This is a genomic window from Bradyrhizobium sp. CCBAU 53351 (genome assembly GCF_015291745.1).
Taxonomy (GTDB): Bacteria; Pseudomonadota; Alphaproteobacteria; order Rhizobiales; family Xanthobacteraceae; genus Bradyrhizobium.
The window spans coordinates 4930298-4942274 of the sequence record NZ_CP030059.1 but is presented as its reverse complement, the minus strand read 5'-3'; the positions used below and the strand labels follow the sequence as shown (position 1 = coordinate 4942274).

At 64.6% G+C, this 11977-nt stretch carries 16 protein-coding genes and 1 pseudogene; 11 read left to right on the top strand and 6 right to left on the bottom strand.

Features of this window, described 5'->3' with window-relative positions; genetic code table 11:
- Positions 1-27: 27 nt before the first annotated feature.
- From XH83_RS23465 to XH83_RS23430, 8 genes are all read left to right on the top strand, one after another.
- Positions 28-474, top strand: coding sequence for a carbon monoxide dehydrogenase subunit G (locus XH83_RS23465; protein WP_194403093.1), 447 nt, complete (start codon positions 28-30; stop codon positions 472-474).
- Between the two features lie 134 nt (positions 475-608).
- Positions 609-1094 carry a (2Fe-2S)-binding protein gene (locus XH83_RS23460; protein WP_014494194.1) on the top strand — a complete coding sequence of 162 codons (486 nt, stop codon included), beginning with the start codon at positions 609-611 and terminating at the stop codon, positions 1092-1094.
- A 27-nt stretch (positions 1095-1121) separates the two neighbouring features.
- Complete coding sequence (locus tag XH83_RS23455; protein ID WP_194403092.1) at positions 1122-1928, top strand: xanthine dehydrogenase family protein subunit M; 807 nt, start codon at positions 1122-1124, stop codon at positions 1926-1928.
- A 62-nt stretch (positions 1929-1990) separates the two neighbouring features.
- Complete coding sequence (locus XH83_RS23450; RefSeq protein WP_194403091.1) at positions 1991-2929, top strand: MoxR family ATPase; 939 nt, start codon at positions 1991-1993, stop codon at positions 2927-2929.
- Positions 2930-3030: 101 nt separating this feature from the next.
- On the top strand, positions 3031-4233 hold the full coding sequence (locus tag XH83_RS23445) for a VWA domain-containing protein (RefSeq protein WP_194403090.1): 1203 nt from the start codon (positions 3031-3033) through the stop codon (positions 4231-4233).
- A 10-nt stretch (positions 4234-4243) separates the two neighbouring features.
- Entirely contained in the window at positions 4244-4567 is a 324-nt protein-coding gene (locus XH83_RS23440) for an XdhC family protein (protein ID WP_194403089.1), read from the top strand.
- Positions 4568-4569: 2 nt separating this feature from the next.
- Positions 4570-5271 carry an XdhC family protein gene (locus tag XH83_RS23435; RefSeq protein WP_194403088.1) on the top strand — a complete coding sequence of 234 codons (702 nt, stop codon included), beginning with the start codon at positions 4570-4572 and terminating at the stop codon, positions 5269-5271.
- Positions 5268-6872, top strand: a complete 1605-nt coding sequence (locus XH83_RS23430; RefSeq protein ID WP_194403087.1) for an NTP transferase domain-containing protein — start codon at positions 5268-5270, stop codon at positions 6870-6872. Before XH83_RS23435 ends, XH83_RS23430 begins: the two co-directional genes overlap by 4 nt.
- A gap of 100 nt (positions 6873-6972) precedes the next feature.
- Here XH83_RS23430 and XH83_RS23425 read toward each other — a convergent pair whose 3' ends face one another.
- The 3 genes and pseudogenes from XH83_RS23425 to XH83_RS40405 all read right to left on the bottom strand — a co-directional run.
- A complete protein-coding gene (locus XH83_RS23425; RefSeq protein ID WP_194403086.1) occupies positions 6973-7767 on the bottom strand; it encodes a hypothetical protein in 795 nt (264 codons plus the stop codon).
- Positions 7768-7958: 191 nt separating this feature from the next.
- Positions 7959-8261, bottom strand: coding sequence for an avidin/streptavidin family protein (locus tag XH83_RS23420; protein WP_349629336.1), 303 nt, complete (start codon positions 8259-8261; stop codon positions 7959-7961).
- A gap of 52 nt (positions 8262-8313) precedes the next feature.
- Positions 8314-8373: pseudogene (locus XH83_RS40405) on the bottom strand (avidin); the annotation flags it as partial.
- A gap of 259 nt (positions 8374-8632) precedes the next feature.
- Here XH83_RS40405 and XH83_RS23415 point away from each other — a divergent pair.
- The 3 genes from XH83_RS23415 to adhP all read left to right on the top strand — a co-directional run bounded on the left by XH83_RS23415 (position 8633) and on the right by adhP (position 10721).
- The gene (locus XH83_RS23415; protein ID WP_194403085.1) at positions 8633-9022 is read left to right on the top strand and encodes a DUF4189 domain-containing protein; all 390 of its coding nucleotides are present in this window, start codon (positions 8633-8635) and stop codon (positions 9020-9022) included.
- 125 nt (positions 9023-9147) lie between these two features.
- On the top strand, positions 9148-9558 hold the full coding sequence (locus tag XH83_RS23410; protein ID WP_194408378.1) for a DUF2000 family protein: 411 nt from the start codon (positions 9148-9150) through the stop codon (positions 9556-9558).
- A gap of 137 nt (positions 9559-9695) precedes the next feature.
- Complete coding sequence (gene adhP / locus XH83_RS23405; protein WP_194403084.1) at positions 9696-10721, top strand: alcohol dehydrogenase AdhP; 1026 nt, start codon at positions 9696-9698, stop codon at positions 10719-10721.
- A gap of 4 nt (positions 10722-10725) precedes the next feature.
- On the opposite strand, the gene XH83_RS23400 is transcribed toward adhP, so the two are convergent.
- Genes XH83_RS23400 through XH83_RS23390 form a run of 3 tightly spaced genes read right to left on the bottom strand, consistent with a single transcriptional unit; the run spans position 10726 to position 11948 of the window.
- Positions 10726-11139, bottom strand: coding sequence for a GFA family protein (locus XH83_RS23400; protein ID WP_194403083.1), 414 nt, complete (start codon positions 11137-11139; stop codon positions 10726-10728).
- A 12-nt stretch (positions 11140-11151) separates the two neighbouring features.
- Entirely contained in the window at positions 11152-11616 is a 465-nt protein-coding gene (locus XH83_RS23395; RefSeq protein WP_194403082.1) for an SRPBCC domain-containing protein, read from the bottom strand.
- Positions 11613-11948 (bottom strand): helix-turn-helix transcriptional regulator, encoded by a 336-nt coding sequence (locus XH83_RS23390; protein ID WP_194408377.1) that lies wholly within the window; start codon positions 11946-11948, stop codon positions 11613-11615. The genes XH83_RS23395 and XH83_RS23390 overlap by 4 nt, the downstream gene beginning before the upstream one ends.
- Positions 11949-11977 lie beyond the last annotated feature (29 nt).

The window sequence follows — 11977 nt, the reverse complement described above, 5'->3', positions numbered from 1 at the left end:
TAGTTACGCGATCCGGGAGGCACCCTCATGGCCATGACGATGAACGGCGAAGTCCAGCTTGCGGCGTCGCGCGAGGCCGTGTGGGCCAAGCTCAACGATCCCGAGGTGCTGAAGGCCTGCATCCCCGGCTGCGAGGAGCTCGAGAAGACCGACGACGGCGGCTTTCGCGCAACGGCGAAAATGAAGGTCGGCCCGGTGTCGGCGCGCTTTAAGGGCAAGGTCACGCTGTCCGATCTCGACCCGCCGAACGGCTACAAGATTTCGGGTGAGGGCGAGGGCGGGGTTGCCGGCTTCGCCAAGGGTGGCGCGGTGGTCAAGCTGGCGGAGAAGGACGGCGGCACGCTGCTTTCCTACGAGGTCGAGGCACAGATCGGCGGCAAGTTGGCGCAGCTCGGCCAGCGCCTCATCAACGGCGCCGCCAAGAAGCTCGCCGACGAGTTTTTCGCGAACTTCGCCAAGGCCGTACAGAGCTGAAGGTCATCGCCTTCGGCATGGCGGCTTGCGCCCTGGGCGATGTTGCCCCGGGGCATAATGGCCCATATGATGGGTTGGAATAATTATAAGAACCGCTTCGATGGGACCCGTCGGGGCGCTGATAGAGAGTGCTTATGGCAAAAATCTCCCTCATCGTGAACGGCAATCCTGTTACGGCCAACGTCGATCCCCGCACCCTGTTGGTGCAGTTCCTGCGCGAAAATCTGCGCCTGACCGGCACCCATGTCGGCTGCGACACCTCGCAGTGCGGCGCCTGCGTCGTGCATCTCGATGGCAAGGCCGTGAAGTCCTGCACCACGCTCGCGGTGATGGCCGACGGCCACGAGGTCAAGACGATCGAAGGGCTGGCCGCCGACGGCGCGCCGCTGCATCCGATGCAGGAGGCCTTCCGCGAGCACCACGGCCTGCAATGCGGCTTCTGCACGCCGGGCATGATCATGACCGCGATCGACATCGTGCATCGCAAGGGCCACGAGCTCGACGACCATACGATCCGGGAAGAGCTGGAAGGCAATCTCTGCCGCTGCACCGGCTACCAGAACATCGTCGCCTCGATCTCCGCCGGCGCCAAGGCGATGGCCAAATCCGACCTCGCGTAACGCGCATCCCGCGATCAGGACATTCAGATGTACGAATTCAAATACCATCGCCCCGGGACCGTGCGGCAGGCCGCCAACCTCCTGGTGAAGAACGAAGACGCCAAGGTGATCGCCGGCGGCCACACGCTGATTCCCGTCATGAAGCAGCGCCTGGCGAGCCCGCCGCATCTGGTCGACCTCTCCCACATCGAGGGGCTCAACACGATCGAGATGAAGGGCCGTTCGCTGGTGATCGGCGCCACCGCCAGGCACGCTGAGGTCGCGACCTCCGCGATCGTCGGCGAGGCGATCCCGGCGCTGGCCAATCTCGCAAGCCAGATCGGTGACCCCGCCGTGCGCCACAAGGGCACGATCGGCGGCTCGCTCGCCAACAACGATCCGACCGCGGACTATCCGGCTGCCGTGCTCGCGCTGGGCGCGACCATCGTCACCAACAAGCGCCGCCTCAAGGCCGAAGAGTTTTTCCAGGGCCTGTTCACGACCGCGCTCGAAGCCGACGAGATCATCACCAAGGTGATGTTCCCGCTGCCGAAGAAGGCGGCCTACATCAAGTTCCGCAACCAGGCCTCGCGCTATGCGCTGGTCGGCGTGTTCGTGGCACGGCGTCCGTCGGACGTCCGGGTGGCCGTGACCGGTGCCGGCTCCGAAGGCGTGTTCCGCGTCGAGGCGTTTGAGGAAGCCCTCAAGAAGCGCTTCGCGTCGAAGGCGATTGAAGGCATCGCGGTGCCGGCGGAAGGTCTCAACAGCGACATCCACGGCAGTGCCGAATACCGCGCGCATCTCATCGGTGTGCTGACGCGGCGCGCGCTCGATGCCGCCAACGCCAAGGAGTGAGGTGATCTCACGCCTCGGCCCAAACTTGTCCCCGGTGAGGGCGTAGCGAGACTGGCTATTTCATGACTTCAGCGGCCAACACTTCCGGGGCCAATACTTCAGTTGTATTGCCGGCATCGGTCGATGCGATGCTCGAACTCCTGACCTCGCGCGGCTATCTCGCCGAGCGATCGCTGGCGACGGTGACGTACCTCTCGCTGCGCATGGGCCGGCCGCTGTTCCTGGAAGGCGAGGCCGGTGTCGGCAAGACGGAGATCGCCAAGGTGCTCTCGGCGGCGCTGGGGCGGAAGCTGATCCGTCTGCAATGCTACGAAGGCCTCGACGTCTCCTCGGCGGTCTATGAGTGGAATAGCGCCGCGCAGATGATCGCTATCCGGATGGCTGAAGCCGCCGGCGACACCGACCGCGATCAGCTCTCGAGCGACATCTTCGCCGACCGCTACATGATCAAGCGGCCGCTGCTCCAGGCACTGGAGCCCGACGTCGCGGGCCCGCCGGTCCTCTTGATCGACGAACTCGACCGGGCCGACGAGGCGTTCGAGGCTTACCTGCTCGAAATCCTCAGCGACTTCCAGGTGACGATCCCCGAATTCGGCACCTTGAAGGCGCCAAGCCCGCCGATCGTCATCATCACCTCCAACCGCACCCGCGAGATTCACGACGCGCTGAAGCGGCGCTGTCTCTATCACTGGGTCGATTATCCCGCCGCCGAGCGCGAGCTTGCGATCGTCAAGTCGCGCGTGCCCGGCATCTCGGCAAAGCTGTCGCAGCAGGTCGTGCGCTTCGTGCAAGCTTTGCGCGACCAGGACTTCTACAAGTCGCCGGGCGTCGCCGAGACCATCGACTGGGCCACCGCTTTGTCCGAGCTCGACGCCCGCTCGCTGACCCCGCAAGTGGTCGGCGACACGCTGGGCGCGTTGCTGAAGTATCAGGACGACATCACCCGCATGCAGGGCGACACCCTGCAGAAGGTGCTGAAGGACGCGACGAGCGAGAATTGATCGTCGTCGTTCCGGGGCGATGCGCGGCATCGAACCCGGAACCTCGAGATTCCGGGTTCGTCGCTGCGCGACGCCCCGGAATGACGGAGCGGGGATAGACCATGGCCATCAACCACCTTGCCCCGGAGCAGACCGAGCAGTTCGCCGACAACATCGTCGGCTTTGCCCGCGCGCTGCGTGCTGCGGGCATGCCGGTAGGGCCGGGTGCCGTCATCGACGCCATGAGCGCGCTCCAGGTCATCGACATCGGCAACCGCGCCGACGTCTTCACCACGCTGGAGGCAATCTTCGTCAAGCGCCATGAGCACGCGCTGATCTTCAAGCAAGCCTTCAACCTGTTCTTCCGCGCCTCCGAGGAGTGGAAGCACATGCTGGATTCGGTGCCGCTGCCGGACGAGGCCAAGAAGAAGCCGCAGGCCGGCTCCCGCCGCGTGCAGGAGGCGATGTCGCAGCCGCGCATGACAGAGACGCCGCAGCATCAGGAGCAGGATCTGCGCCTGTCGGTCTCCGACAGGGAAATCCTCCAGAAGAAGGATTTTGCCCAGATGAGTGCGGCCGAGATCACCGAGGCGCTGCGCGCCATCGAACGGATGAGGTTGCCGCAGGCCGAGCTTTTGACGCGCCGCTATCTGCCCGATCCGCGCGGGCTTCGGCTCGACCTCCGCCGCACGCTGCGTGCGTCCTTGCGCACCGGCGGCGACATCATCGACATCCATCGCCTCGGGCGGATCGAGAAGCCGGCGCCGATCGTGGCGCTGCTCGACATCTCGGGCTCGATGAGCGAGTACACCCGCCTGTTCCTGCACTTCCTTCACGCCATCGGCGACGCCCGCAAGCGCGTTTCGGTATTCCTGTTCGGCACCCGCCTCACCAACGTCACCCGCGCGCTGCGCCAGCGCGATCCCGACGAGGCGCTGGCGAGCTGCTCGGCCTCGGTCGAGGACTGGGCCGGCGGTACCCGGATCTCGGCCTCGCTGCACAACTTCAACAAATTATGGGCGCGGCGCGTGCTGAGCCAGGGCGCCATCGTGCTCCTGATCTCGGACGGGCTGGAGCGGGAGGCCGATTCCAAGCTCGCCTTCGAGATGGACCGGCTGCATCGCTCCTGCCGCCGGCTGATCTGGCTCAACCCGCTCTTGCGGTTCGGCGGCTTCGAGGCCAAGGCGCAGGGCATCAAAATGATGCTCCCGCACGTTGACGAATTCCGCCCGGTACATAATTTGAGTTCGATCCAGGAGCTGATCACGACGCTCTCCCGGCCGCTGCCGCCGCATCACCGCAGCCTGATCCGTTCCGCAGCTTGAGAGGCCAGCCATGCTCGATCGCGACGAGGATATCCTGAAGGCGGCGGAGGACTGGCAGAAGGCCGGCCATGGCGTCGCGCTGGCGACGGTCGTCGAGACCTGGGGCTCGGCGCCGCGCCCGGCGGGCTCGAGCCTCGTCATCAACGACGAGGGCACGTTCCTGGGCTCGGTCTCCGGCGGCTGCGTCGAAGGCGCCGTGGTCACCGAGGCCATGGATGTGATCCAGACCGGCAAACCCCGGATGCTGGAGTTCGGCGTGGCCGACGAGACGGCCTGGAATGTCGGGCTGTCCTGCGGCGGCACCATCCGCGTCTTCGTCGAGAAGGTCGGTTAGCCGTGAAGCTCGAGATCCTGCACGAACTCAATGCCGAGCGGGCCGCGCGCCGGCCGGCGATCCTGGTGACGGACACCGGGAGCGGCGAGCAGCGCCTGGTGAAGGCCAAGGACTTTGCCAAAGATCCGCTGCGGGCCGAGCTGGAGAAGCAGCTTCGCATGGGCAAGAGCGCCAGTGTCGAGGCCGGTGGCAAGAAGCTGTTCCTCAACGTCTACGCCCCGACCGCGAAGCTCGTCATCGTGGGCGCGGTGCATATCAGCCAGGCCTTGGCGCCGCTGGCGCGCTCGCTCGGTTACGACGTCACGGTGGTCGATCCGCGCACGGCCTTTGCGAGCCCCGAGCGCTTCCCCGATATTCCGCTGGTGGCCGAATGGCCTGATACCGCGCTGCCGCCGCTCAATGTCGATGCCTACACCGCCTTCGTCGCGGTGACGCACGATCCCAAGATCGACGATCCCGCGCTGTTGCATGCCTTCGAGCGCGGTTGTTTCTATATCGGCGCGCTCGGCTCGCGGAAAACGCACGCCAAGCGCGGCGAGCGGCTGCGGGCGCAGGGTGCGAAGGAGAGCGACATCGCGCGCATCCACGCGCCGATCGGGCTTGCAATCGGCGCGGTCTCCCCGTCCGAGATCGCGGTCGCGATCATGGCAGAGATCACGGCGGTGCTCCGCCTGCCTCCCAAGGAAAAAGAAGAAGCGGCATGAAATTTGGCCCAGCGAGTCCCAAGGATGCGATCGGCGGGGTGACCGTCCATACCCTGCGCCAGGGGCCGCTGGTGCTGAAGAAAGGCACGACGATCGGCCCCGCCGAGGTCGAGCAGCTCACGCGCGCGGGCATCAAGGACATCGTCGTGGTGCGCATGGAGAAGGGCGACGTCTCCGAGGACGTTGCGGCTGCCGGCATTGCGCTGGCCGTCGGCGGCGAGGGCATCCATGTCGAGCGCGCCTTCACCGGCCGCGCCAATCTGTTTGCCGCGCGCCCCGGCGTGCTGGTGATCGACCGCGCCGCGGTCGACCGCATCAACAATATCGACGAAGCCATCACCTTTGCGACGCTCTCCGCCTACAAGCCGGTGGTCGAGGGCGAGATGGTCGGCACCGTCAAGATCATCCCGTTCGGCGTCGAAGAAGGCTTGCGCGATGCCGCGGTGAAGGCGGCGGGCAAGGACGTGCTCAGAATCGCGCCTTACGTGATCCAGCGTGTCGGCGTGGTCTCGACCCTGCTGCCGGGCCTGTCCTCCAAGGTGATCGACAAGACGCTGCGCGTCACCGCCGAGCGGCTCGCGCCTGCGGGGGCCAGCATCATCGCCGAGCGGCGTGTCCAGCACGATGAACGCGAACTGTCAGCCGCGATCAAGGAATTGCTCGCGCTGGGGGCCGAGCTCGTCATCGTGTTCGGAGCGTCCGCCATCGCCGATCGCCGTGACGTCATCCCCGCGGCCGTCACCGGCATTGGCGGCGAGATCGAGCATTTCGGCATGCCGGTCGATCCCGGCAATCTCTTGCTAATCGCGCGCGCCGGCGGCGTGCCGGTGCTGGGCGCACCGGGCTGCGCCCGCTCACCTGTCGAGAACGGGTTCGACTGGGTCCTGATGCGGCTTCTTGCCGGCATCAAGGTGACGCGCGCCGAGCTGATGGGCATGGGCGTCGGCGGCCTCCTGATGGAGATCGTCACGCGCCCGCAGCCGCGCGCAAAACCCGAGACCGAGGGCAACAGCCAGGTCGCGGCCATCGTGCTCGCGGCGGGTCGTTCGACCCGGATGGGCGGACCGAACAAGCTGCTTGCCGAACTCGACGGAAAAAAGCTGGTGCGCCTCGCGACCGAGCAGGCGCTGGCCTCGAAGGCGTCCGAGGTGATCGTGGTCGTCGGGCATCAGGCCGAGCTGGTCGAGCAGGCACTGCAGGGCCTGAAGGTGAAATTCGTCCGCAATCCGGATTTCGCCGGCGGCATTGCAAGCTCGGTCAAATCAGGCATCGCGGCCGTGCCGGAATCTTGCGACGGCGCGCTGATCTGTCTCGGCGACATGCCGCTGATCGATGCCGGCCTGATCGACCGCCTCATCGACGGCTTTGCGCCGGACCGCGGCAACCTCATCGTCGTGCCCGTCAGCGAAGGCCGCCGCGGCAATCCCGTGCTGTGGTCGCGGCGGTTCTTCAAGGAATTGATGACGCTCGACGGCGACGTCGGCGCGCGGCATCTGATCGCCAAGCATACCGAGGCGGTGGCCGACGTGCCGGTGGATGGCGAGAGCGCCTTCCTCGATATCGACACGCCTCAGGCGCTTGAAGCGGCCCGGCGGGGATGACGGTGCCGTAGGGTGGATTAACCGAAGGCGTATTCCACCTGTCCGCGGCAACAGAAGGCGGTGGATTGCGCTTCGCTAATCCGCCCTGTCGAAGCCACGCCTAAAGCCCGCCAACCACTTTGAGCACCAGTGCCGGAGCTGGCCCCGAGAGATCGTGGACCAGCGTTGCCGTCATCGCGTCGCTTTCGCAGATGAAGGCGTGACTGAGAGCATAGGTTCGGTCGGACACCGTGAACGCCAGCTTGATGCCGCCGCAGAGGTGCTCCACGCTGTTCTTTTTCGATGAGCGGACCGGCTTGAAGAGGTCGTGCAGGCCGCTTCCGCCGACCATCAGCGGTACGTTCTCGCAACCTTCGCATCCGGTCGGCAGTTGCTTTTGCAGCTCAGCCACGTCGCTGGCCGGACTGAGAAATGTCTCGGAGAGAAGAATTGCCGGAGACAGCCTGAGCAGGCGCGTCTGCAACAGGCGAATGTCGGGTTCGAGGTTGAGCTCCTGGGCCTTCTTGATGTGCCCGCCAATTCTTTCGACGATCTGTCGATCCTGAACGTTCTCTGGCTTGATCTCGTTGACGGCATTTGCCGCAGCCAGGACGGCGATGATGGGCGCGTTCTTCGGCGGCATCGTTGCAACCTGGAGCCGTGTGCTGGTGTCAATGCCGTTGCGGAATTCTTCGTTCTTGTTCGAGAACCGTTCCTTGACCTCGGCTGCGCTCTTCCAGCCCTTGGCGATCACGGTAACCTGCGCTCCCTTAGGAATTGTGCCGTAAACGCAGATGGAAGACCGCCCCCGATCCGGACAGGCGTAAGCGTCGCGAAACAGGGCGCCTTGTTGCGCGGCGGAGCAAACGGATGTCGCCGACAGGACGGCGAGTATGACGAGCAAAAGGTACTTCATAGCGATCGAGCTTCTCCGGCTGCTGCGGCAAGCCTAAACAGGCGGGCGCGATCAGGCCAGAGGGTTTTGAGTCGCAACGTCTGTTGGCGCGATGAGGTGCCGTCAAGGGGGCCGCACTGACCGTCCCCTCGCGGAAACGAAAGAGGTGGATGGCGCGTCGCCAATCCACCTCGCGCACGTTTCTGGCTCGTCTACTTCTTGGTGTTCGAAAGCTTCTCGACCCCGCCGGCTTTCAGCTCGACGCCTTGCTTCGTCAGCTGCGCCTTGTTGCCGCTGCTGAACGTGAATGTATCAGCCCCGGCGCTGATGCCGTTCCATGCGACGGCTTCGCCGAGGGACACATACCACAGTCCCTGAAAGCCGGTCGCGGCGTTGAGCTGTCCGGTCCAGACCGTGGTCGAACCACAGCCGAGAAAATTCACCGAGAAACTGATCGCAGTGCCGGAATTGCCATAGGCCAGCCACCCCGTGACGGGCAGCGGCTTGCCCCTCATCGCAGCTGTTTGCTGCGTTGTTGGTATAGGTCCCTGTGATCGCGCCCGAGTTTTGGGCGAAGTTGGTGATTGCCAGGGTCGAGCCATATTGGTTGGTCCAGGTCCAGCTCACTGCCTGCGCATGCGGACGGAAGTCCGATCAGACAGGCCGACCCTATCATTCCCAGCAGCATTGTTTGTTTGGACGCATGGTCGCCTCCCTTGGCCCTGCTTGCCGCGTGGCGACCTTAAATAATACGATGGAAAATACAACTTTAGAGTGTATCTCCGGCATCACTAGTCCAGCATCGCTTTTCAACCACCCGTTCACCAAGTGGAAACGACCGCCGCTTAGAGTTGCCTCCACCTGCCTTGGGGGGAGGGGTTTTTCCATGGCTTCGAACGTCGTCGCGCGCCGTTGCGCGATGTTTTTCTTTGTCTTTTCAGTTGCCGTCACGGGCGCCCGCTACATCACCGAAGCTCATGCCGCTGGCGCGTTTGCGGTCGGCAAGTGCGGCGCTTATGGCCAGGCCTTCGATTATGGTCACGAGCACGACGCGCGCGCCGCGGCGCAGAAGCAGTGCAAGGGCGATTGCACCACCGTGACGATGAAGCGCGCCTGCGCGGCAATGTCGGTCGATCTCGCCAATCCCTGCGGCGCCTATGGCTACGCCGTCAAGCCGAAGATTTCCGCCTCGCTCAACGCCGCCACGCGTGAATGCTACAAATACGGCGGCAAGGAATGCGTGATCCGCGCCTGGGCCTGCGACGCCAAGGGTTGATTTCTATTGCTGTCATTCCGGGGCGATGCGTAGCATCGAACCCGGAATCCATTCATCCACTTGCTTGGTGGCGCAATGGATAGCTCGCGCCAATTGGCGCGCCTGGAATGACACTGAGGAACCATATGCAGTTCGACACCAAGATCGCCGTCGTGATCCGTACCGATCTTCAGGCCTGGCAGAAGCTCAACGTCGCGTCCTTTCTCACCAGCGGCATCGCCGCGGCTTTTCCCGAATGCATCGGCGAAGCCTATGAAGACGCCTCAGGCACGAAATATCATGCGCTGATAGGTCAGCCGATCCTGATCTATGGCGCCGACGGTCCGGCATTGTCGCGCGCGCTGGACCGTGCGCTCACGCGCAACGTCAAGCCGGCGGTCTATACCGAGGAGATGTTCAGCACCACGCACGACGCCGCCAACCGCGAGGCGGTGAGGGCAGTAGCGCGCGACGATCTCAATCTCGTCGGCATCGCCATGCGCGCCGAGCGCAAGGTGATCGACAAGATCCTCGACGGCCTCAAGTTCCACAACTGACAATTCGACATTCGCGCAGCGTCATTGTGGTGTCATGATGGAGCTGGTCTTGCGCAAACTTTGTGCTGTTTGACCCCCGTCAAAGGAGCACCGCGGCGGCATCGTTAGTCTGCTTCCAAAGCGCAGAGGAGCAGCAGATGCCGACCATGAAAGCCGCAATCGTCAAGCAATTCGGCAAGCCACTGGTGATCGAGGACGTGCCGGTGCCGCAGCCCGGTCCCGGCGAGGTCCTGGTGAAGGTCAAGGCGTGCGGTGTCTGTCATACCGATCTGCACGCGGCCTCCGGCGACTGGCCGGTGAAGCCGGTGCCGCCCTTCATTCCCGGCCACGAGGCGGCCGGCATCGTCGCCGCGCTCGGGCCCGGCGTGAAGAATCTGAAGGTGGGAGATGCCGTGGGGGTCGCCTGGCTGCATGATGCCTGCATGTCCTGCGAATATTGCGAGACCGGCTGGGAGACCCTGTGCGAGCACCAGCACAACACCGGCTACAGCGTCAACGGCGGCTTCGCCGAATATGTCATCGCCTCGGCCGCCTTTGCCGCGAAGCTGCCCGCGACGGTCGACTTCGCCGCCATCGCGCCGATCCTGTGCGCCGGCGTCACCACCTACAAGGGATTGAAGGAGACCGAAGCCAGGCCCGGCGAGTGGGTGGTGATCTCGGGCGTCGGCGGGCTCGGCCATGTCGCAATCCAGTACGCCAAGGCGATGGGCCTCAAGGTTGCCGCCGTCGACATCGCCGAGGACAAGCTTGCGCTCGCGCGCGAGACCGGCGCCGATCTCGCGGTCAATGCGCTCGCTGATGGCGCGGTCGACAAGGTTCTCGCGGCAACCGGTGGCGGGGCTCACGGTGTGCTGGTGACGGCGGTTTCGACCGCCGCGTTCGGCCAGGCGCTGAAGATGGTGCGCCGGAAGGGCACCGTCAGCCTCGTCGGCCTGCCGCCGGGCGAATTTCCGACGCCGATCTTCGACGTCGTCCTCAAGCGCATCACGGTGCGCGGCTCGATCGTCGGCACGCGGCGCGACCTCGACGAAGCCGTCGCATTCGCTGCGGACGGCAAGGTCAAGGCCGAGGTGACGAAGGTGCCTCTCACGCAAATCAACGAGGTCTTCGACCGGATGAAAGCCGGCAAGATCGACGGCCGGATGGTGCTGGATTTCGGCTAGCGCCTCAGCCTGTCGGCATGCCTGCAAACGTCATCAGGCTGGGATCGATCTGATCCCAGTTGTGACCGCGCGCGGCAAACGTGACCACCTGCGGCTTGTAGCGGGCCGGCTCGTCGAGGCTTCCGGCGCGGATCGTGAAGACGCCTGGGTGCGCTGCGAAGGTCATGTACACAGCCACGCCGCACTGCGTGCAGAAGCCGCGCGTCTTCACGTTGCCGCTGTCGGCGACCATGTCCCAATGCTTGGCATCGCCGGTGAGCGTGACCCCAGCGCGCGCGAACGTCGCGTATGAGCCATGCGCACCGCCGCTTTCGCGTTGGCAGTCCCGGCACTGGCAGTGATTGCTGAACAGCGGCTCGCCGGCAATCGAGTAGCGGATCGCGCCGCAGGCGCAGCCGCCGGTATAGGGCTTGTCCATCGCGAGGCTTCCTTACTTGTCTTCGCCCGAGATGGCATCGAGGCGCTGCAGCACCTTGACCCAGCCGTCGTTCATGTTGCGGTAAGCGGTATCGTTCTTCGGCGTCACGAAGCCGGAATGCACCACGCGCACGCGCGTCCCTGCCTCGACCGGTGTGAGCGACCAGGTGACGACCGTATCCAGCGCCGAGCCGTAACCGGTATTACCCTCGTCGCCGCCCTTCCATGCATAGGCAAAGCGCTGGTTCGGCACGACCTCCAGAACGCGGCACTGGATCGTGCCATCCCACGCGCCGGCTGGATTGGTCTTGAACGTGAAGGTGTTGCCTTCGACGGCCTCGAAACCGGTCGGCGGCATCAGCCAGCGCGCGATCAACTGGGCACTGGTCAGCGCCTTCCAGATCGTCGCGACCGCGTGAGGGAAGACCTCGTCGATGACGATGTCTTGAGTTTGGACTTTGGAAGCAACTGCACTCACGGATCGATCTCCTTCAAGAGGTCACGCAGGTTCTGGAAACGCTCGCGCCAGAACACGCCGTAATGGTCCATCCAGCTGACCAGGGGCTCGAGCCCTTGCGGCGCGGCGCGGTAATAGACGTTGCGGCCCTCGGCACGCTCGGCGACGAGGCCGGCCTGCTTGAGGGACTTCAGGTGCTGCGAGATCGCGCCCTGGGTCACGCCGCTGCCGCGTGTCAGCTCGGCGACGCTGATCTCCTTGCTCTCGAAGACGCGCTCGAACACGGCGCGGCGAGTCGGATCGGCCAGAGCGCGCATCACGGTGGTGACGGAATTGGGAGCCGCTTCGATCATGGATTTCAATTAGCAATCGCTAATGAATT